Raw genomic sequence first — 20779 nt, 5'->3', positions numbered from 1 at the left:
ATGCGGGGTTCCTCAAAGTCGCTGTCATGCAATCGACCGGGAACACCTCATCCCCAAAAAACAATCTCAGCAATGTTGCCTACATCGCCAACCAAGCGCGCGACCTTGGGGCTGATTTATTGGTCACCCCGGAGCTCTACAGTGTTGGGTACGCTCCGGAGCAAGTCCACCAAACCGACGGGAAGACACACCGGGACCAGCTGGCGGCGATAGCAGCCATCAGTGACATCGGTCTGGTCGCCTCCACTGTGGAGCACGATGAAGGCAAGCACTACATCTGTGCATCCCTCTTCAACCGAAACGGCGTGGAACAAACCCGCTACCGCAAACAGCACCTGTTTGGTACGGCGGAGAACGAGGTCTTTTCTCGCGGCACCGAAGCACCCGAAGTGGTGCTCTTCGACGGGATTCGGATCGCACTGGGGATCTGCTTCGACGTCGAGTTTCCCGAGTTTGTCCGGGCTGCCGCCGTCTCCGGCGCCCAACTGCTATGCGTCCCCACCGCAGTACCATTGCGGCCACCTACAGTGACCGGAGCGCACCCACTCGATACGAGGCTCATTCCTTCCATGGTGGTGCCCACCCGAGCGTTGGAGAACCAAATGTTCATCGCCTACGCGAACCATTCCGGCCCGGACTTTGCCGGGCTCAGCACCATCGCCGACCCCTACGGGCGACGCCTTGCCACGGCCTGGGGAATGGAAGATCTAATTACTGCGTCGATAAACATTGACGACATGGAAACCGCCCGCGCCGACACCGGGTATTTCCCTCTCCCCGATCCGTGTGCGACGTGAACCGCTAGGACAGGAGCAGGAAAACCGAAGCGCCCGCCCCCCTAAGATTCTCTGACTGTCGATTCTCAAGTTGTGGGTGCCGCCGCCGGCGAGCCCCACAGCTTGAGACTCCGCTCCAAAACAACGGGCATGACCGAGCGTTTGGCAGGCCGATGGAACATTCCGCTCGGCAAGGCGCTTCTTCATGCTTGTGCCGACTGTCGTGTAGCTTAGGGTGCTACTGGATACTCGCTGAGGACCGCTACGCGATTCCACGTGTTCATAACGAGCGCAACCCAGGTCACTGCTGAGATTTGTTCGTCCGTGAGAGCACCGCTGTCCCAGTGCCTATCCCTGCGGCCTGGCAATCGAGTGGCTTCCTCTGCGAGGCCCAGTGCGGCCTGCTCGGTGCTCGAAAAGTATTGCGACTCCCACCACACGGGAAGGACCGCAAGTCTGTCTGCCGTTTCGCCCAACTTGAGTGCGTCCCGGGTATGCAGGCGGCAGCAGAATGCGCAACCGTTCATCTGAGACACTCGGATTTTGACAAGTTCGATGAGTCTTGGGCCGAGGCCTGCAGCCAGTGCAGCCTCTTCGGCGGCCTTGCTGAGTTCCGCCACCTTTTTGTATACGTCGGGGTGCTTTTTGCTGATGCTGACACGTGCCATGTGTGCTTTCCGTTTCCAGGTGAGGCGTGTTCCGCCATGTACCAACATGGCCATGGTTTCGACAACGCCCGATACGTTTCGGTGAGGCCTAAGTGTGGTCGCTGTACATCCGACCAATCCTGATATCCCGCTGGCATTTCCATACATCATCGGGCTCTGCCTGTTTGCGCTCACCAAATGATTGAGGCTGCCTGATGAGGTCCTCTTAATAAGCTGCAAGTTCGTTTCTGCGGATACGCTGCCCAAGGTTGATACCGAGCCTCAAGTAAAGGGGCTACTGAGACTGCGTGGCGCGGATCATCGAATACACGATGGGCCCCTCGGGGACCGTGGTCGTGACGGCGGTAGTGAACCCTAGGCGTTCGTAAAGGCACACGTTTCGCGCGTCCGACGTTTCGAGAGCGACGGCGCCTCCTTGCCGGTCTATAATTTCCAGACCCGCTGCCACAACGGCTGTCCCGAGGCCAGCTCCTTGAAGCGAAGGATTGACGCCGACGGTTTCAAGCGTCCACGAACCCGCTGGTGCCTGAGGCAGAGACAATCCAATGAGTGCCGAGAGGCGTGATCCGTGCAGCGCTCCTACCCGTTGTTGCGTGTGTTCGCTGGGGGCAGGGGCATCTGGGGGGGAGGAACGCGGCGACTGCACCTATTTGTTCATCCACGACTACGATGCCGTGGTTGAGGGCGTGGTCTAGATATAGTCGCTGGACTTCTTCAAGGCGTTCAGCGTATCCGTCTGCCGGAATCGCCCATCGTGTCCATGGGTACGTGTTAAATGCTGCGGCGAGGACCAACGCCGCGGAATCAAGGTCTGAAGAAGTGGCAAGGCGGACGTCATGGATCATGCGGTATTTCTCCTGGGACGTTGACGTGAGGACCACTGAGTGGCCACCCTGTCAGATTGTGAGAGTTGTTCTTCTGATCGGAAATTTGCCGCGTCAACACTTGCACGAAGCAATCTAACTGTGTCTCGACTGAGAGCCATTGGCGGAACTCAACCCATTCCTGGCCCCTACGTTGCGCCTTCGGACTCACCGGAAAGTCGGACTTCGCGCAATTACTTGTACGGTGCAGGCTCAGGATCTTCGATAAACCAGACGACATGGTCAATGACCACTATGGGATCTTCACGGTCCGGTCGGCATCCATTGTCGCCGTGCGGCTGCCCTTGGGCGTTGGGGTGAAAAGCGTGGTCGCCACGCCCACCTTCGCTAGAGCGCTCAGTCACCATGGCGACCCGGAGGCGTTGGTAACCATCCCGGTCAGGAGGCTTCCGAACCACCTGTTTCAATCTCGGGGGTCACGATCTGCCATTGGCCGAAGAGGGTGAGGCCCGATGCACCGGCGAGGATATTCGAGGCAACGTTGTCCAGCTGGCATCGGTACTGCGGTTCGTACCCCCGGTTGAGCGCGTGCCTGCACATGGCCCGCACCAAACGGCGGGCGTGGCCCCGGCCACGTGCCTCGGCAAGTGTTAGAACGCCGATGTCGGCAAGTTTGCTGTCTTGCTGCCAGGGATACATGCTGCCGGCACTGAGGATACGACCATTTGCGTCGATCACACCGAATACGGCCCAGTCATCGAGTTCCACTTGTGCATCGTCGAGATCTTGTTCGGAGACGCCTGCCTGAAACTCCGCAAATTGTGCTGCATCGTGCTTGCTCAATTGGCGGATGTCAGATGGCGTGGGTTCAGAGAACAACGGTTCACGGGAGTCTGCAGGCAGGTAGTAGATGTTGTCGGCGCCATGAAGAATGATGCCTTCTTCAACAAAGCGCGCAAGGAGTGCATTCACATCCAGTTCCTCGGTTGACGCCAACACCTCCGAGAATTGAGCGGCAACTTCGGGGCGCATCGCAACGGCCGTCCGACCATCGCCTGCAGTTTTAAGCACGGTGATCCGCTCGGATTCGTCCAGGGTCTCGTTGAGAATGATGCTCAGGTGAGTGCCGTGATGCACACGTTTTCCGTCGAATGGTCCTTGCCAGAAATCCCTCACTAGCGGGTGGAAATGTTCCATGATTTTCTCCTTTTGTCAGTGACTGCCAAGTTAGTCATTCGCTGTCACCCTTGACAGCATATGTCATTAAACGTTGATAGACTGTTGCAATGTCGAAAAGCACCCTCAGAGAAGTCTCGCGACAGGCCATGCGCCAGCGAATAGGCGAGATAGCGGAGGATTTATTCGTTTCGCGCGGTTATGACGCCACCACCGTGGAGGACATCGCTCGTGAAGCTGGAATTTCGGAAAGAACGTTTTTTCGGTACTTTGCATCCAAGGCTGAGGTTCTCTTTCTAAGATTCGAAGTCGACACTCATGGTCTCGTCGAGGCCATCGAGGCGCGCCCCCCAGACGAAGCGCCCTGGTTGACTCTGCGGTATGCCCTTGAGAGCGCCCTGGAGAACCTCGATCAAGAATCAGTTGCGAAACGTGCGGCACTCTTTCGGAAGATCACCGAGACCGCGCCCCAGATCTTGGCCCAGTACTTCGCCCGAGTTCACGCCTCCCAGCAGGAACTGTGCGAAGTCCTTTGGACGCGATGGAAGTTCAGTCACCAGGCGGATGCCGACACTCGAGTTGTTTTCCGCGCGCTGGTGAGTTCTGTGTTCGCTGTGCTCAACGAAGTTGAACTTGCTACGCAGGAGCGCCCTCTTGCAGAACGTAGACGTATGTTTCGAGAGGCCCTTGATGCGGTTCGTCCGGCCCGCGAAGATCTAGCTGGCAAACCAAATTGATGGCGGGCCGGGCGACATGGTCAATGAACATCATGAGATCTTTGGGTGAGGTCAGCAACCGTTGTCGCCGTGCGGCTCCCCTTGAGCGACGTGGCGAAAAGCGTGGTTGCCGCCCCCACTATGACTAGAGCGCTCAGTCCCCATCGCGGCTCGGATGCGTTGGTTACGTCACGATGATCGGGCTGGCTGGTGAGGAGCCCGCCCCGCATCAGCCAGCTGACGATCGTAACGCCCGCGTCTTCGGTGACCCCGAGAACCTCGCAGCGGCGCTGGCTGGGCTTGGGACCAGAGTCGCAGAACCGCATCCGGCCAGCGCGAATCCCGCGAGCACGATGGCGAGGTTATCCGCTCAAGGTTCCTTGGGTCCGGGTCCGAGAACGCACCGTTTGTGCGAGTCCGGCCCGACGCCCACGTCGTTCCGTCGACACGGCGCATCTTCCCTAACCCCCGATCTGTTTTGGTGCGAGAACACCGCATGCAGCGACAATCCGGCACCATTCACGAAATTCGTGCCAGAACCATTCAGCGCTGAAAACCGCAACTACGCAGAAGAGCAACCGGCCTCGGGGATTCTCGATTCAATTCATTCTCGAAATACATCGTTCGTGAGAGTTCCGCGAAGTGAGCGGCCGTTGGAATACGGGACCGTTCAGTGGCGAAGCCGAACCGGCACCTCCGACCGCTTGGGATGGCGGATACGGACAAAAGGAAACAAGCCAGGCGAGCTCGGCCCTACCCTGTATCGCTTGCCCGGATCCACACAGCGACCGCTGAAAGCCTGGCCCAGATTGCGGATCCGCCCCTGATCCGGCTACGAACCGGGTGTGCTCCGTCGAAGTTTGCGGACCGCACGCTGGTCCTCACGGCGCAGCTTTCGATCATGAGCCGCGCCGCTCAATCGGCCGTGCAGGAGCAGCAGCCTCGGTACGACCACGTAGACGGCCATCGGGACGACAACCAGCGTGAGGACGAGTGCGCGCAGGACGGGGTGCCACTCCTGGGCAAACGAGCCCATGGCCGTCATCCCGATTGCGACCATCGGGAAGATCGCGCACCACGTGAGGATGGCTCGGATGTGTACGGATGCGACGCCAGGACTCCGGTGATGGTTCGTGTCGGTTTCGTCGGCAGCAAGTGCCTTGCCCTCATGCTTCATGTTTTCTCCTGGTATTCGTTTTGCGGAATCCCGATGCGGGGATCGGTTCTCCGCCTGAGCCCCACCGTGGGGGAAGACCTCACTGTGGGGGCTTGATTCATGGCCGGAGCACGGCGAGGCGGCTTTCGCTACCGTCGCCGGACCGCCTTCATCGATAGCGTGCTCGATGATAGCCAGCTGTCATTGATGCATGTCCATCAAGAGGGGCGCGCGTAGGTTGCCGGGGTGAGGGATCGACCAGCGGCGACGTAGGTCTGAGCGCCGGGGACACGGTCGGTGTTCTGGGCGCTTACGGCGAGCCACTGTCCGTCGGCGCCACGGCTGAGTGTGAAGCTCAAGACGCCCGATCGGTCTCCCGCAGGGCCTCCGGATGGACCGGTCTGACCGGAGAGGCTCCACGAGGCGTGGACGACGGCAACGTCGCATCCCAACTCTCGGACGGCCACATTGCCCAGGGTCATCACGGACCGTGGAAATATTCGGCGGAAGCCGTAGGCGTGGTTGTGCTTGATCTGGGAACGCGTCTTCCACCAGAGGCCCACCACGTTCACGAAATCGGCGTCCTCCGCGAAGAGATTCGCCAGGGCATCCGCGTCGGCGTCATTCCAGGCCTCGGCGAAGCCAGTGGCGATTTGCGCCGGCGATTCGATCATGAGCGGGCTCCTATAAGTTCGGGTGCGCAATGGCGCTGGACTTGCGAGCGAAGCAGGATCAGTTCGCGGCAACCTCAAGCGGGGCCAAGAGATAGTCCAGTGACCGTTCCAGCCGGGTGCGATCCATGCCCGCGCGTACGGTTAGCTGGAAGCCGGAGAGCGCCGTGACCAATGCGCTGGCCGCCGCCCGGGCGTCGACGTCCGCAGGGATGGACCCAGCGTCTTGCCCGGCACGGAGGTGCTCCGCAAAAGCATCTTCCAGCCTCCGGTGATCTTCGGCAACACGGTCAGACACGACACCGTCCGACGGTGCCAATTCGGCGGCCTGGTTGGTGCTCATGCACCCAAAGCGCTGGCATCCTTCCACCCCCACCCCGATGACTTCCTCGAAGAACACCCTGATTCCCTGTGGGGCCGAATGCGCGTTCAGCACCTTGGTGAGATGCCCGATCTGGCGATCCCTGTAGAGGTCGAAGGCGGCAACGAACAGCTGGTGTTTGTCCCCGAAAGCTGCGTAGAGACTGCTTTTGCTCAGCCCGGTGACTGACAGGAGTTTGGCAAGGGAAGTCGCCTCATAGCCGTGCTCCCAGAACGCCCCCATGGCGTTCTGGAGAACAGCGTCCCGGTCGAACTCCGGTTTGCGTGCCATACGTGCTGCTCCTCGCTGTTGTGGGCCGGTCGGTCATGGACAATCCACCGTACCAATTGCAGGCAGGATTGCCCTTTGGTAGGAGATACCCCCGCAAGCAGCGGGCACGGAACCACTCCGCTTGGCTCGCTCCGACGCCTTTCGGCATGCTAGTGGAGGAGTTTCGCATTCCGGAACGATTGGTCCAAAAGACCAACTTAGCATCATCTGGACCGACTGGTCCAGTACGATTCGGGCGGTCTAGGGTGGTCCCATGATCTACGTTTCCCATGTACTGCCAGTGAACAACATCGACAGCGCTCCCCTCACCAGGGCCCAACTTTGGGACGGCCTTGTCATGAAGGCCAACAATGCACTGCCCTTCGTGGCTGCCATGAGCGAGTGCACCGTCACCGACCGCATCAGCGACACGGTGTTCGATCGCGACATCGTGGTCAACGGCCAGGCGTCCACCGAAAGAATCACCCTGCAGGAACCAAAACGAGTTGTCTTTACGCGCATTGCGGGCAGCGTCCTGGGCACGATCGCCAATGAGATCGAGGGCGACGATGACGACCTCAGGCTCCGCTTCAGCTTTGCGCTCGTCATCCCGGACGTGGAGCCGGGTTCCGCCGAGGAATCTGCTTACGCAGAGGGCATGAAGTCCGAGTATCTCAAGGCGGTTGAATCGACGATCGCCACGGTGCGACGGATGACTGGCCCGCCGACCGCATAGCGCGGATGGGGCTCACCCCTCCCGGAATGGATTGATTGCGGGGCCGGAGCTTCACGACCCCCGCAATCGGCCATGCTCGTGCGGCTGTTCAACCAGCCCATCAACAGGCCCGACGCCTGCGCATTCCCGGACAGCCGGAACCTCGGCCATGGCAGCCGCTGGCCATGCAAGACTATGACCATGGCACCTGAAATGACCTACGACCGCGAGGCCGGGGCTGCGTACATCCACCTAAGCCAGTCCCGCATTGATGACACCGTGATACTGGAAACCAGCTCGATAACGCTCGACATCAATCTGGATGTCGATGCGGCAAATCGGCCCGTGGGAGTGGAACTGTTGGGCCTGGCGCAGGCAGAACCCGAACAGCTTCTGCGGGCCATCGCCAGCGGCTACGTCGCAGACTTGTTGGCCGCCGCCGGATACGAAATCCCCCGCCTGCGCGGCAACCCCGCAATATCCGTGCGGCACATCAGTTAGGCCACGGCGGCCTGCATCGCCGGAAGGAACCGACCGCCGTGGCGTTCGGCACCCGCATTCAGGCGCTCCCGCCCCTGCCGGTAGACTTGATGGCGACATGACTGAGAATTTTTCTGAGGCCGATCAGGCCGGTACCGACGAACTTTTTACCGCAGCCGAGCTTGAGGCAGCCATCAAGGTGCTGGGCCTGGTGCACCGGCTCGAGCCCGAGGACGAGCGCCACGTCGCGGTGCGCCGCGCCACCGGCAAGATGTTCAAGGCCGCCAAGCGCCACCGCAAGAACGAGAAGCGCTCGGCCATCAACGCCGCCGACCGCGCCGTCGTTGAACGCACCGCCACCGGTTCCCCGCAGCGCCTGGACGACGAGACCCTCGGCCTGGACCTGAGCACGCTCACCGACGAGCACACCGCCGGCGAGTACATCAAGCCGCGCGGCTGCTACATCTGCAAGCAGCGCTACACCACGGTCGATGCCTTCCACCACTACCTCTGCCCCGAGTGCGCGGCCGCCGGCCGTGAACGCCGTGACGCCCGCGCGGACCTGACCGGCAAGCGCGCGCTGCTCACCGGCGGGCGCGCCAAGATCGGCATGCACATCGCCCTGCGCCTGCTGCGCGACGGCGCCCACACCACCATCACCACGCGCTTCCCGCGCGACGCCGCCCGCCGCTTTGCCGCGCTCGAAGACTCCGCGGACTGGATCCACCGCCTGCGCATCGTCGGCATCGACCTGCGCGACCCGTCCCAGGTCATCTCGCTGGCCGACCGCATCGCGGCCGAGGGCCCGCTGGACATCCTGATCAACAACGCCGCCCAGACCGTGCGCCGCACCTCGAACTCCTACCTGCACCTGATCGAATCCGAGGCGCAGCCGCTGCCGGCCGAGCTCGAGTTCGTGCACGGCGGCCCGGAGGTCTGGGGCGAGGCGAATCCCCCCTCGGAGCACCCCAAGGCCCTGGCCAGCGCCTTCCACCTGGAGGACTCGGCGCTGCTGGCCCCGACCCCGCACGCCAGCTACGACGCGCAGGCGGTCGCCGACCTGGCCATGAAGGCCGGCTCGGCGAGCCTGGAGCGCATCGCCGCGGGAACCGCGATCGACGCCGGCGGCCTGGTCCCCGACGTCGTCACCGAGAACTCCTGGACCCAGATCCTGGGCGACGTCGACGCGCTGGAAATGCTCGAGGTGCAGCTGTGCAACGTCACCGCGCCGTTCCTGCTGGCCTCGCGCCTGCGCCCGGCGCTGGCCGCGTCCGACGCGCACCGCAAGTACATCGTGAACGTCTCCGCCATGGAGGGGCAGTTCTCCCGCCGCTACAAGGGCGCCGGGCACCCGCACACCAACATGGCCAAGGCCTCGCTGAACATGCTCACGCGCACCAGTGCCGAGGAAATGCTCAAGACCGACCGCATCCTCATGTCCGCCGTGGACACCGGGTGGATCACCGACGAGCGTCCGCACGATTCCAAGGTCCGCATGGTCGCCGAGGGCTGGCACGCCCCGCTTGACCTGATCGACGGCGCGGCACGCGTCTATCAGCCGATCGTCGACGGCGAACGCGGCATCGACCTCTACGGCTGCTTCCTGAAGGACTACGAACCCTCGCCATGGTGAGAAGCCTCCAGGCCCTGCTCAACGTGATGCTTCCCGGGATGAACAAGAAACTCCTCCCCGGGCTGCTGACCGCGGCGGGCCTGGTGGCCATCGCCTTCTGCGGGCACCTGCTGGTCCCGGCGATCCCTATGCTCACGCTCTGCGTGCTGCTCGGCGCGATCGCCGGAAACACGCTGCGTGCGGCCCCGAAGCTCCGGCTGGCGCCGGGCATGGGCTGGGCCGGCACGCACCTGATGCGCGCGGGCATCGTGCTGCTGGGGTTCCAGCTGGCGCTGGCCGACGTGCTGGGCCTGGGCTGGAAGGGCGTGGGGCTGATCGCCCTGGTGGTGGCCGGTTCCTTCGGTGGCACCTACCTGATCGCCCGGGCGCTGAGGCTCCCCGGGGACCAGCCGGTCCTGCTGGCCAGCGGCTTTGCCATCTGCGGGGCCAGCGCCATCGGCGCCATGAGCCAGGCCCGCGGCTCGGCCAAGGACGCACCCATCCCCGTGGCGCTGGTGACCCTCTGCGGCACGCTCGCGATCGCCGTGCTGCCGCTGGCCAACACCTGGCTGAACCTCAACGAACCCGGCTTCGGCCGCTGGGTCGGCGCCTCGGTGCACGATGTGGGCCAGGTCGTCGCCACCGCGTCGGGAGCCGGGTTGACGGCGCTCGGCGCGGCCGTGGTGGTCAAGCTGGTGCGCGTGGTGATGCTGGCGCCGATCTCGGTGCTCGGCTCGATCTCCGTCCGGCGTCGGCACGCGGCCCTCGCAGGCGCGGGTTCCGCCGCGGCGCCGGGCGCCCGCCCGCCGCTGGTGCCGCTCTTTGTCCTGGGGTTCATCGCCTGCGTGCTGCTGCGTTCCTCCGGCTGGATGCCCGAACCGGCATTGCATGCGGCAAGGGCCGGGCAGGAAATCCTCCTCGGCCTGGCGCTCGTGGGCCTGGGCTTCGCCATCGACCTGCGCGAACTCTTCTCCACCGCTGGCCGCGCCTCGGCCGCCGCGCTCGGATCCTGGGCCGTGGTCGCCGGGCTGGGCCTCGGCTTCGTCGCGCTGATGGCCTGAGGGCGCACTTCTGCCAACCTTGGCGCCGACTTCGGTGCCAATGCGCCGTGCCGGTGGCGGGTCGTCGTCACTCGATGAATTCGAGCCAAACCTTGCCCGACAGCTCCGGTCGGCTGTCTGCCCGCGGCATCCTTGGAAGCCGCGGGCCGACAATGGAACAACCTAGAGCGAGACCGTCTGCCGTTCTTGGGCAAAACGGGCATACGCTTCCATCAGCACGGGATCATCCACCGACCCGAGATCCGCGACCGTTTCCAGCTGCGCCCCTTGCAGAAGCCGCTTGACGGGAACCTCCAGCTTCTTTCCGGTGCGGGTATGCGGAATGCCGGGCATGAAGACGATCTCGTCGGGCAGGTACCTGACGGAGAGGTTTTCCCGAATGGATTTGGTGATTGCGGCGTGTGCCGACTCCGGCTTGATGCCTTCAGCTACGTGCACGAACAACGGCATGTAGTAGTCCTCACCAAGTTCCACACCGACGACCAACGCCTCTGCGACCTCGGGCAGTGACTCAACCACCGCGTAGATATCCGCCGAACCGAGCCGTAGCCCGTTGCGGTTCAGCGTCGAGTCGGAACGGCCGTGGATCAAGATGCCGCGGGACGTGAATTCAATGTAGTCTCCGTGCCGCCACACCCCCGGGTACATGGCAAAGTAGCTCTCGTGGTACCGGCTTCCATCGTCGCCCCAAAAACTCAGCGGCATCGAGGGCATTGCACCGGTCACCACCAGCTCGCCCTTGCCCAGGGTGGGATCGCCCGCCTCATCCCACGACTCCACGCGCACACCAAGCGCCGGAGCCTGGATGTAGCCGACGTGGACGGGCAGCGTCGGGGATCCGCCTACGAAGATGGAGGCGATATCCGTGCCTCCGCTCATCGAGCTCAGCCAGATGTCACCCACATTGCCGTAGACCCAGCGGTAGCCGTCGGCCGAGAGCGGCGATCCGGTGACTTGAAGTGATTTCAGGGCGCCCAGGTCATGGTCGCGCATTGGCACCAGGTCGGCCTTCGCACAGGAATGGACGAATCCCGCGCCCACGCCGAGGACCGCGACCCGTTCGTCTGCGGCAATCTGCCACACCCTGTCGATCGAGGGGAAGGTGGGGTTTCCGTCGACGAGCACCGCAGTCGCCCCCGCGCCCAGGGCGGAGACGAGCGCGTTCCACAGCACCCAGCTCGTCGAGGCCACGTTGAGGTAACGGTCCCCGGGCCGCAGGTCCGAGTGGATGAGGAGCATCTTCATTTCCTCAAGCAGCGCCCCGCCGTGCCCGTGCACGATGCCCTTGGGAATGCCCGTTGTCCCGGAGGAAAACAAAACCCATAGGGGATGGCTGAACTCGACGTCCTCGAAGACGAGCTCCGCCGGCTCACCCACGGCCTGTGCCCAGTCCACGGCCGGAACCCCGGTCGGCATGCTCGGGATGGAGGTGTGCCGCCCCACCCAGATGACGTGCTCGACGGTGGGGAGCTGGGCGAAGATCTCCCCCAGCTCGCCGCGACGGTCTCGGTTCTTCCCGCCGAGCTTGTAGCCAGGTGTGGCGATCACGATCTTGGGATCGAGCTGGGCGAACCGCGAAACGATCGCGCCGGCGCCGAACTCCGGGGCGCAGACGGACCACACGGCACCGATCGAGACCGTGGCCAGCAACCCGACAACGGCCTCGGCAACATTGGGAAGGATCGCCACAACCCGGTCCCCGTGGCCGACGCCACGGGCACGGAGGTGCGCCGCCAGGGAGGCCACCTCGCGCCGCAGCGCATCCCAGGTGGTTTCCTCCCGCGTGCCGTCCTCGGCAATGCCGATCAGCGCGGTCCCCTCGTGGCCTTGCAGCAAGTGCCGGGCGAAGTTGAGCGTGCGTCCCGGGAACCAGCGCGTGTGCGGCATGGCGTCGCCGGTGCAGACGGGCCCGACGGTCCCGCCGAATTCGACGCCGGCAAACCGGGCGAATTGGGCCCAGAACCGCTCGGGCTCATCCACGGACCACTGCCAGAGCTCGTCGTAGCCCTGGCCGACCTCGATCCCCTGACCCTCCAGGAAGGAGGCGAAACGCCCGACGCCGGTCTCCGCGCCAAGTGCAAGGTCAGGTTCCCAGATCACCTCGCCGTCCGCGGCGTGGACGTCGGTGATCATGCGCTCTCCAAGGGCCGGGAGGTTGCCTTGCGCTGCTCGGCAATCTCGGCCGCGGTTTGCGGCTCGGTTCCGATCAACACGAACAGGACCCTGGCCGTGCGGTCTGTGCGGTTTGACCACGCGTGGCTGGTGGCACGTTGCACTGCCACGTCGCCGGCGCGCATGGTCGCCTCGCCCTCGTCTACCAGCAGCGTGATTTCGCCCTCGAGAACCACCGCGTAATCCAGCGAGTCGGTGCGGTGGAACCAGAAGTGCTTTGAACCGCTGTGCTCGGCGCCGGCTTCGGCCTCGTCGTGTCCGTCGAGCTCGTCGAAGATCACCGACCCCGCTTCGTCCGGATAAACGGCATCCGGCGGGAAATCGGCGATCCTCACGATCGTTTCGCCCGGGGCGGGGAAGCTGGGGATTACCGTCTCGGCCGTGGCCGGGTCGGCGTCGTCGACGTGGTTGATTGCTCCGGCTGCTGTCATCCAGGGCACGGTGGCACCGAATCCCGGAATCAGATCCGAGGACCAGTGGTTGGGCGACGCCCCGTCCGAGAGGATGATGGCGCGGCCTTGGTCGTCGTGCCCGGTGACGATACGGCGAACTGGTGGCCGGGACATCAGGCCACCCATTCATCGTGCGGGTAGGTCCGGGGTTCGGGCCACCAGGGGGCCTTTTGGCGTTCGGTGGAGATCGGCGTACGCAGGGTGCCGACCCCCTCGAGCTCCAGCTCGATGACATCGCCGGGCTTCAGGAATTTCCCGATTTCAACGCCGGCGCCGAAGCCCATGGTGCCGGAGCCGATGAGGTCGCCCGGCTGCAGGCGGTCGGAGATCGAGACGTAGGCCAAAAGCTCTGCGGGGCTGTAGACGAAGTCTTCGACCTTGGTGTCGGAGAGCACCTCGCCATTGACGCGGACCTGGCCGCGCAACCCCTCGATGGAATCGATTTCGTCCATCGTGGTGACCCAGGGGCCGATGCCGTAGCCGAAGTCCTTGCACTTTTGCGGACCCATGCCGATTGCCATTTCCGGGCCCTGCACGTCGCGTGCGCTGAAGTCGTTGAAGACGGTGATGCCGAAGAGGTGGTCCATGGCCGTTTCCGGGGTCAGGTCGCTGCCGGACTTGCCCACGACGTAGCCAACCTCGAGCTCCCAATCGAGGGCCTCGGTGAAGTCGGGGTATGGCAGTTCCTGGTTGTGGCCGTAGGACATGGCCGTGGTGCCCTTGAAATACCCCGGGCGCTCGTAGATCGAGCGTGCCGGCTGCGCTTTGGCGACAATCCGGTGGAAGTTCTGGATGTGCTGCTCGAAGGTCAGTCCGTCGCGAATGACGGGCGAGTCGACCGCCGCGCGCCACGAGACCTCGTCGATTCCGTACGAAGCGTCGTCCGCGGCGGCAAGCGCATCGTGCGCGGCGTCCAGGAAGATGGAGCCTCCGCCGATTCCCGCTGCCAGGCTTCCGGGAAGCACCGCCAGGGCGATTGCCCGAGCGCGGTCCGGCTCTGCCGCCTTGCGCTGAAGCGTCAGGGCATAGGCGCGGGCAAGGTCAATGACCCGTCCTTGTTCAGGCTGGGCCGCGACGAGTCGAATCTGTTCGCCGTCGGGCGTGGGCACTGCAATTCTTCCCAGTTTCATGGTTACTCCTTTGAGCACTATTCATACGATACGTACAGTATCGCATTGGGCTCATGGAGTTGCAATAGGCAAAATTCATGGCAATTGACTGTCTCCCGGGCACCCACTACAACAGGGACATCCCCCGAGGCCCGGGCGGCTCATGGGGCCGCGGGCCTTGCCACGCCTGGAATTCGGTTTGCTGCGCGCGATCACCGATCTTCCGGAAGCGCGCAATCGTTGACGCGCACGCCCGGCTGCCGATCGGCGGCATTCGAGAAGCGGGTACGTCCGCAGGTCCCGGACCGCCCGCATTTCCAGATCGCGCCAGGTCCGGGGTTCCCTAGTTCGGGTCGGAGGCCTCCAATGCCTCAACCGCGTAGTCCAATACAGCCTTGGCCCGCTTGCTAAGCCTTGCCCCCGTGGGCCAAATGGCCACCACAGAGGTGACGCCGCTACGTGGGCGCAGAGGTCGCGTGACCAGAGGGAGGCCCTCGCTGGAGACCGGAATCTGGTGGGGTCGCGACATCAAGAGGCTGTATCCCAGTCCGCGGCCAACCATCGCCCTGACCAGATCGATCTGCGGAACGACCGACCCGATGCGAGGCGTCAAGTTGCGCTGGGAAAACATGAGTTCGGTGTATCCGCTGCTGGGGGCCGTGTCGAGCATGATGAGTGGCAGTGCGGCGAGGTCCGCCAGATCGATGTCGGGTTCCTGCGCCAGCGGCTCGGAGCCGGCAAGGACGGCCAAGACCTCGGTCTCATAGACGACGCTCCGCTGCAGCCCCGAAGGCAAGCCGATGTCGTAGACGATCGCCAGGTCCAGCAAGCCGCTCTCGAGGGCCGCCAGCAGTTCGGTGTGGTCCCCCACCGTGATGCCGATGTTCACCTCGGGATGCCTGCGCCCCACTCCTTCGAGGACGGCAGGCAGGACATTGCTGGCCAACTCGGTGTAGCAGCCGAGCGCAACGGGGCCGCGCAGTTCTCCGCGGACCTCCGCGAGCTCGCCGACCAGCGTGTCGGTGGAGCGGATGATCTCCCGCGCCCTTGCCGCGAAGTGCCGCCCCGTTGGCGTGAGGTGCATGCCGCGGGCCTTGCGGCGGATGCATAGCTGCTCGCCGACCGCGGCTTCCAGCTCGGAGAGGGAATGTGACAAGGCGGATTCGGAGACGTGCAGGGTCTTTGCAGCGGAACTCAAGGTGGTGTGGTCGGGCAAGGCGGCGAACAATTCGAGCTGCCGCAAGGTGAACCGGGCCAACGTTATTCCTAAGTTTTCGAAGAAGTATCACTAATATCCGCAGTTTACTGCAAGAACTTTCGCCGTGACACTGGTTACAAGCAACCAATGAGGAGAAACCCGATGACGAGCCCAGCGGCCCAGTGCCCGTTCCAAGACACCACGGCGTCCACCGCCGCCGCATCTAACCCCGCACCACAGGTCGATCAGCTATCAAGTGCGGGTGCCGACTACCCGGTTGCGGATTGGCTGGATGTCGAAGGCCTCGCGGCCGATCCCTATGACTCCTATGCCAGGCTGCGCGAGGAATCGCCGGTGGCCTGGGTCCCGAAACTGCAGAAGTTCCTCGTGACCAGCTATTCCGGGTGCCACGACGTCGAGCAGGACCAAGATATCTTCAGCGCCAACGTTTCAGGGGCAACGATGACCCGGGCCATCGGCGCGCAGCCGATGCTGCGCAAAGACGATCCCGAACATGCGGCCGAGCGCGCTCCCATCAATCCGGTCCTGCGCCCGAAGTCAATCCAGCAAGCGTGGGCCCCGGTCTTCGCTCGCAACGCCGAGACCTATCTCGACGCACTCGAGGACAAAGGACCCGAGACCGCGGACCTGAACACCGACTACGCGGCACCGCTGGCCTCGCAGAACCTCATTGACCTCCTGGGGCTCCGCGACACCGACGTGCACCAGGTCCGCCGCTGGTCCCACGACTTCATTGCCGGCATGGGCAATGTACTTGACGATCCGGCTATCTGGGAGCGCAGCGATACCTCCACGGCCGAGGCCGACGTGCTATTGGCCGACCTTATTCCGTTCTACGGCCGGAACCCCGACGCGTCGCTGATTTCCGCCCTCGCCAATAGCGGCATGAGCACGCAACGCGTCGTCACCAACGTCAAGCTCGCGATCTCCGGCGGAATGAATGAACCGCAGCACATGATTACCAACATGGTGTGGGCGCTGAGCCTGCATCCGGCGCAACGCGAGGCGGTGCTGACCGACCCCCCGCTCTGGGCTGCGGTGTTCGACGAGACGGTGCGCTGGCAGTCCCCCATCGGGATGTACCCGCGGCAGACCACCCATGCCACGGTCTTGGAGGGAGTCCGGATCCCCGCCGGTGCCGGCATCGGCGTCGTCGTCGCCTCCGCGAACCGCGACCCGGCCCAATTCGGGGACAGCGCGGAGGGCTTTGACGTCCACCGGCCCAAGCGCCCGCACCTGGCCTTCGGCGCCGGGGTCCACCTCTGCGCCGGGCACTGGGCTGCCAAGGCCGCGATCGGCCAGATTGCCGTCCCCAAGGCCTACGAGCGCTTCCCCTCGCTGCGACTGGATGACCGACGTCCCGAACGCTGGGGCGGGTGGGTCTTCCGAGGCCTGACCAGCCTGCCCGTCACCTGGAACTAGAACCCCCACCATCAGGAGTTAAGATGCCCACCATCACCTTTGCCCAGCCCGACGGGACCGAACAGGCCCTCGAGGTCGCCGACGGAACCACGCTGATGCGCGCCGCAGTGTCCAACGGAGTGGACGGAATCGTCGGTGAATGCGGCGGCCAGGCCATGTGTGCGACCTGCCACATCTACGTCCGCCCCGAATATGCAGGAAACCTGCCCGAGATCGCCGAAGACGAGGACGAGATGCTTGACTGCACCACGGCCGAGCGCACTTCCGGATCGCGCCTGGGCTGCCAGGTTGCCGTGGGCCCATCGCTGGGATCCATCGTCGTCGACATCCCCGCGGACCAGGTCTAGGCGGGCGAGGACATGGGCATCGTCATCATCGGAGGCGGCCAGGCCGGCCTCCAAAGCGCGGATTCGCTGCGCACCGAGGGATATGCAGGGGAAATCACGATCGTTGCAGACGAGCCGGGACTCCCCTACCAGCGCCCTCCGCTGTCCAAGGACTACCTGACGCCGGGCAAGGAAGCGCTGCCGTTGCCGCTGCGCGGCGAAGCCTTCTTCAACGACAAGGACATCAAACTTCTTAGGGGCGTGTCCGCCACCGCCATCAACCGCCAGGCCCGGACCGTTGCATTGGCGGACGGAACGACGCTGCCCTATGGGCAGCTGATCCTGGCCACCGGCACCCGCAACCGCACCCTGGGCTGTACGGGGGCCGGGCTGCCCGGCATCCACGGCCTGCGCACCCTTGCGGACGCAGAGGAACTGCATGCGGCGCTACCTGCCGCACGGAACGTCGTGGTCATCGGCGCCGGGTTCATCGGCCTCGAATTTGCCGCCGCCGCACGCGCCCACGGGTGCAACACCACGGTCCTGGAATTCGCGCCCCGTCCCATGGGCCGGGCACTGACCCCGGTGATGGGCGACTGGTTTGCCGGCGCCCACGCGCGCCTCGGCATCGACCTCAGACTGTCCGAGGGCATCGACAGGTTCGAAGCCGGGGAGCACGGCCGCGTGGCAGCCGCCGTTTCCACCACCGGGGAAAGCTACCCGGCCGATCTCGTCGTGGTGGGCATCGGCGTGCTGCCCAACGACTCCCTGGCGCTCGAAGCCGGGCTCCAGACCGAGGACGGGATCCTCGTCGATGCGCGGCTGCGCACCTCGGATCCCGGCATCCTGGCGGTCGGGGACTGTGCCAATTTCCCCCACCCCCTTGCCGGGGGCCGGATCCGCCTCGAGTCTGTGCAGAACGCCACCGACCAGGCACGCCACGCCGCGCGCACCATCATGGCGGCAGCGGGCGGCCAAGCGGAGGCGACCGTCTACGCGGATCTCCCGTGGTTCTGGTCCACCCAGGGCCCGTATCGGTTGCAGATGGCCGGACTGGCCCATCCCCAGGACGACACCCTCGTCCTGGGAGATCCGGCGGCCGCGAAGTTCTCCGTGCTGTGCTTCCGCGACGGATTCCTCACCGCCGTCGAATCGGTGAACTTGCCGGGCGACCATCTCGCCGCCCGCAAGCTGCTGGCCGGCTCCGCACGGCTAACCCGGCACGAGGCAGAGACGGAGGGCTTCACGCTCAAGGCTGCCGCGAAATCCCTGGCCTCCGCACCGGCATAGGCCCCGCCCGCGCCAAGTGGAACCGCCGGAACATGGCGGTTCCACTCCACCACAACACCGGTCAATGTCCCTGTGGGGCGTTGACCGGTGTTCTTTCTTGGGTGCGTCCGGGACAGTGAGGATCCGCTGCGCCCGGGACCGGTCCCGGTTCTCGGGAGATGATTCTCCGGGCCCAGGCTCTTGCCGCCGGATCCGTCCGGGCATGCGCCCCGTCCGAATATACGTGGCAATTGGCCAAACGGGTTGCCCGACCCATTGGTCTTGGTCCGTCCACGCCGCGGCAACGGTTGAGGTACAGCAACAGAAAGGCATGGGTACGGGTCGATGGTTTCGACCCGCACCCATGCCTGATGCTTCGGCGAAGAATCCGCCCATGTCCAAAGAGGACTCTCAGTTGTCAACCGTGGCGGAGCGTGTGGCCCGCTGGAGCGGTTCGGCGTCGCAGAGCCCTTCCAGGCTGATGCCCGGCGGAAGCATGTCCAGGCCTCGACGGATCTCGGTCAACAGTTCCAGTCCGCGGCGGTCCACGGCAAGCGTGCGGGCCCGTGAGCCCCAGGTGCTAGCGGCCGCGGCTTGGTAACCGCAGTGTTCAAGCAACTCGATGCCTTGGGCTTCTTCCATCGATTCTCCGACTTCCACCCCGCGCACCAAGGCGCCCAGGTAGCGTGCCAGCTCCTCGGATTCGAGAACCTCGGCGCGGACGACCAAACCCTGGCCCGGCAGTTCCGGCAGCAGTGCATTGACGTCGGCCACGCGCGCGAAACCGGCCTGTTCGGCCAGCTTGTCGAAGGGCGGCCCGAGCAGGGTCGCGTCCGCGCTGCCGTCGAGCAGCGCATCCAGGCGTTCGCGCACGCCACCGACCACCACGTAATCGACCTCGACGCCGGCGTCCCGCATCAGGCGCTTGGCGATGAGCGCGAACCCGTTGTCGGGTGCGTCCACCGCGAACCGGCAGCCGGACAGATCCGCGAGGGATCCCATGTTTCCGCCCGCATGGATGCCCAACGACGTGCTCGCCTCGACCTGGGCCACCAGGCGCAGGTCGGCGCCGGCCCGGGTCCATTCGAACAGGTTGTCGATCGCCGTGACCACCATGTCCTGTTCACCGGCGAGCAGGGCCCGCAGCTGCTCGGCGCTCGAGGGGGTCCGGGTGGGCACCACCTGAACGCCTCGCAGGAATCCCAGCTCGGCCGCCAGGAGATAGGAGACCGGCGTCACGAAGTGGCTTTGGCGCAGGCTCACGAGCCGGTTCCGGTGGCCGCGGCGACGGCTGCCACCGCTTTCGGGCGATCCACGTACCAAGGAGGCAGCTGCCCGCTGGGCCCGCGAACCGTTGAACGTTGGATGCCGAGACCCGAGATCTCCGCCTCCATCACGTCGCCGTCCCGCAGGAAACGGCCCCAATGCGAACCGTTGCCCGCCGGCGAACCGGTGATGAGGACATCCCCGGGCTGCAGCACGGCGACCGAAGACGCGTAGGCGATCAGGCTCGGGATGTCGAAGAGCAGGTCATCGGCCAGGGCATCCTGCATCACCTGGCCGTTGAGGCTCAAACAGATCCGCAGCTTCGCCGGGTCCGGCACGAACCGCTTCGGCACCACGTACGGTCCGGTGGGGAAGAACGTCGGCTGGTTCTTCGCGCGGAACCAGTCGGTGCCGATCATGGCCATGTCTCCGCGCGGGACAAGCGTGCGCGCGGTGACGTCGTTGACGATGGTGTAGCCGGCCACGTAGTCGTAGGCGTCCGCGGCCGAGACCCGGTGCGCCTTGCGGCCGATGACCACGCCAAGCTCCAGCTCCCAGTCGACGTTGCCCCCGACATCCGGCAACTGCACGTCGTCGTAGGCGCCGCAGACCGCCGAGGGGATCCCGGTCCAGACGTACGGGTCGCCCGAGCGGCCGCGTTCGTCGGTTTCGACTGCCGCGTCGGCGTGGAGTTGCGCCGCGTCGGCGCCTTCCTTGCCGAGCTTGTGGGCCACGCTGATCTGCAGGATGTGCTCGCGGTAGTTCGCCCCGGCGGCGATGATGGTGCCCATCGGCTGCACCGGAGGGTGCACCTTGAGGCCCTCGAGCGGGCGCGCGCCGGCGGCGGCCGGGTCGAGGGACCCGATCACGTCCAGGTGCGCATCCCAGTCGGCGAACAGGTCCCCGATCCGGGTGATGCCCGGCACCACCGTGCGCAGGTCAATGACGTAGCCCCCGAAGACGGCCCCGGGAAATACCTCCCCGTCCCCCTCGAAGGTGCCCAGCTTGAATTCGTTGACGGGTGTTTCATTCATGAATCCTCCATTGGTCCTCATTTG

At 64.6% G+C, this 20779-nt stretch carries 21 protein-coding genes; 9 read left to right on the top strand and 12 right to left on the bottom strand.

Translation table 11 applies throughout. The features are described 5' to 3' along the window. Positions 1–26 precede the first annotated feature (26 nt). Positions 27–797, top strand: a complete 771-nt coding sequence (locus ACFY5D_RS01570; RefSeq protein WP_387524083.1) for a nitrilase-related carbon-nitrogen hydrolase — start codon at positions 27–29, stop codon at positions 795–797. Positions 798–1006: 209 nt separating this feature from the next. On the opposite strand, the gene ACFY5D_RS01565 is transcribed toward ACFY5D_RS01570, so the two are convergent. From ACFY5D_RS01565 to ACFY5D_RS01555, 3 genes are all read right to left on the bottom strand, one after another. Then, the gene (locus ACFY5D_RS01565) at positions 1007–1444 is read right to left on the bottom strand and encodes a carboxymuconolactone decarboxylase family protein (RefSeq protein WP_387524080.1); all 438 of its coding nucleotides are present in this window, start codon (positions 1442–1444) and stop codon (positions 1007–1009) included. Between the two features lie 274 nt (positions 1445–1718). Beyond that, the gene (locus ACFY5D_RS01560; RefSeq protein WP_387524077.1) at positions 1719–2090 is read right to left on the bottom strand and encodes a GNAT family N-acetyltransferase; all 372 of its coding nucleotides are present in this window, start codon (positions 2088–2090) and stop codon (positions 1719–1721) included. A gap of 616 nt (positions 2091–2706) precedes the next feature. Continuing rightward, a complete protein-coding gene (locus ACFY5D_RS01555; RefSeq protein WP_387524074.1) occupies positions 2707–3465 on the bottom strand; it encodes a GNAT family N-acetyltransferase in 759 nt (252 codons plus the stop codon). Positions 3466–3554: 89 nt separating this feature from the next. Here ACFY5D_RS01555 and ACFY5D_RS01550 point away from each other — a divergent pair, with 89 nt between their 5' ends. Continuing rightward, positions 3555–4181 (top strand): TetR family transcriptional regulator, encoded by a 627-nt coding sequence (locus tag ACFY5D_RS01550; RefSeq protein WP_387524071.1) that lies wholly within the window; start codon positions 3555–3557, stop codon positions 4179–4181. A gap of 811 nt (positions 4182–4992) precedes the next feature. On the opposite strand, the gene ACFY5D_RS01545 is transcribed toward ACFY5D_RS01550, so the two are convergent. From ACFY5D_RS01545 to ACFY5D_RS01535, 3 genes are all read right to left on the bottom strand, one after another. Continuing rightward, the gene (locus tag ACFY5D_RS01545) at positions 4993–5337 is read right to left on the bottom strand and encodes a hypothetical protein (protein ID WP_387524069.1); all 345 of its coding nucleotides are present in this window, start codon (positions 5335–5337) and stop codon (positions 4993–4995) included. A gap of 197 nt (positions 5338–5534) precedes the next feature. Further along, positions 5535–5990 (bottom strand): SgcJ/EcaC family oxidoreductase, encoded by a 456-nt coding sequence (locus ACFY5D_RS01540; RefSeq protein ID WP_387524066.1) that lies wholly within the window; start codon positions 5988–5990, stop codon positions 5535–5537. A 58-nt stretch (positions 5991–6048) separates the two neighbouring features. Continuing rightward, positions 6049–6639, bottom strand: a complete 591-nt coding sequence (locus ACFY5D_RS01535; protein WP_387524063.1) for a TetR/AcrR family transcriptional regulator — start codon at positions 6637–6639, stop codon at positions 6049–6051. 253 nt (positions 6640–6892) lie between these two features. Here ACFY5D_RS01535 and ACFY5D_RS01530 point away from each other — a divergent pair, with 253 nt between their 5' ends. The 4 genes from ACFY5D_RS01530 (at position 6893) to ACFY5D_RS01515 (ending at position 10486) form a co-directional block, all read left to right on the top strand. Continuing rightward, the gene (locus tag ACFY5D_RS01530; protein WP_387524060.1) at positions 6893–7354 is read left to right on the top strand and encodes an SRPBCC family protein; all 462 of its coding nucleotides are present in this window, start codon (positions 6893–6895) and stop codon (positions 7352–7354) included. Positions 7355–7534: 180 nt separating this feature from the next. After that, positions 7535–7834: a DUF2283 domain-containing protein gene (locus ACFY5D_RS01525; protein WP_387524057.1), complete on the top strand. Its 300-nt coding sequence runs from the start codon at positions 7535–7537 to the stop codon at positions 7832–7834. Positions 7835–7931: 97 nt separating this feature from the next. Then, complete coding sequence (locus ACFY5D_RS01520) at positions 7932–9446, top strand: SDR family NAD(P)-dependent oxidoreductase (RefSeq protein WP_387524054.1); 1515 nt, start codon at positions 7932–7934, stop codon at positions 9444–9446. Next, a complete protein-coding gene (locus tag ACFY5D_RS01515) occupies positions 9440–10486 on the top strand; it encodes a YeiH family protein (RefSeq protein WP_387524051.1) in 1047 nt (348 codons plus the stop codon). The genes ACFY5D_RS01520 and ACFY5D_RS01515 overlap by 7 nt, the downstream gene beginning before the upstream one ends. 162 nt (positions 10487–10648) lie before the next feature. On the opposite strand, the gene ACFY5D_RS01510 is transcribed toward ACFY5D_RS01515, so the two are convergent. From ACFY5D_RS01510 to ACFY5D_RS01495, 4 genes are all read right to left on the bottom strand, one after another. Further along, complete coding sequence (locus ACFY5D_RS01510) at positions 10649–12619, bottom strand: acetoacetate--CoA ligase (RefSeq protein ID WP_387524048.1); 1971 nt, start codon at positions 12617–12619, stop codon at positions 10649–10651. Further along, positions 12616–13224 (bottom strand): cupin domain-containing protein, encoded by a 609-nt coding sequence (locus ACFY5D_RS01505; RefSeq protein WP_387524045.1) that lies wholly within the window; start codon positions 13222–13224, stop codon positions 12616–12618. The genes ACFY5D_RS01510 and ACFY5D_RS01505 overlap by 4 nt, the downstream gene beginning before the upstream one ends. Further along, positions 13224–14240: a fumarylacetoacetate hydrolase family protein gene (locus ACFY5D_RS01500; RefSeq protein ID WP_387524043.1), complete on the bottom strand. Its 1017-nt coding sequence runs from the start codon at positions 14238–14240 to the stop codon at positions 13224–13226. The genes ACFY5D_RS01505 and ACFY5D_RS01500 overlap by 1 nt, the downstream gene beginning before the upstream one ends. A gap of 322 nt (positions 14241–14562) precedes the next feature. Next, positions 14563–15477, bottom strand: coding sequence for a LysR family transcriptional regulator (locus ACFY5D_RS01495; RefSeq protein ID WP_387524040.1), 915 nt, complete (start codon positions 15475–15477; stop codon positions 14563–14565). 102 nt (positions 15478–15579) lie between these two features. Here ACFY5D_RS01495 and ACFY5D_RS01490 point away from each other — a divergent pair, with 102 nt between their 5' ends. From ACFY5D_RS01490 to ACFY5D_RS01480, 3 genes are read left to right on the top strand one after another with little or no spacing between them, the layout of a single operon-like run. Further along, positions 15580–16860 (top strand): cytochrome P450, encoded by a 1281-nt coding sequence (locus tag ACFY5D_RS01490; protein WP_387524037.1) that lies wholly within the window; start codon positions 15580–15582, stop codon positions 16858–16860. A 23-nt stretch (positions 16861–16883) separates the two neighbouring features. Further along, positions 16884–17207 (top strand): 2Fe-2S iron-sulfur cluster-binding protein, encoded by a 324-nt coding sequence (locus ACFY5D_RS01485; RefSeq protein WP_387524034.1) that lies wholly within the window; start codon positions 16884–16886, stop codon positions 17205–17207. A 12-nt stretch (positions 17208–17219) separates the two neighbouring features. Next, positions 17220–18476 (top strand): NAD(P)/FAD-dependent oxidoreductase, encoded by a 1257-nt coding sequence (locus ACFY5D_RS01480; RefSeq protein WP_387524031.1) that lies wholly within the window; start codon positions 17220–17222, stop codon positions 18474–18476. A gap of 390 nt (positions 18477–18866) precedes the next feature. On the opposite strand, the gene ACFY5D_RS01475 is transcribed toward ACFY5D_RS01480, so the two are convergent. Both ACFY5D_RS01475 and ACFY5D_RS01470 read right to left on the bottom strand, forming a co-directional pair. Further along, the gene (locus ACFY5D_RS01475) at positions 18867–19718 is read right to left on the bottom strand and encodes an ABC transporter substrate-binding protein (protein WP_387524028.1); all 852 of its coding nucleotides are present in this window, start codon (positions 19716–19718) and stop codon (positions 18867–18869) included. Next, positions 19715–20755, bottom strand: a complete 1041-nt coding sequence (locus tag ACFY5D_RS01470; RefSeq protein ID WP_387524026.1) for a fumarylacetoacetate hydrolase family protein — start codon at positions 20753–20755, stop codon at positions 19715–19717. The genes ACFY5D_RS01475 and ACFY5D_RS01470 overlap by 4 nt, the downstream gene beginning before the upstream one ends. Between the last annotated feature and the right edge of the window lie 24 nt (positions 20756–20779).

It is taken from the genome of Paeniglutamicibacter sp. NPDC012692 (assembly GCF_042901625.1).
Classification (GTDB): Bacteria; Actinomycetota; Actinomycetes; order Actinomycetales; family Micrococcaceae; genus Paeniglutamicibacter.
This window is presented reverse-complemented; position numbering and strand designations above follow the sequence as displayed.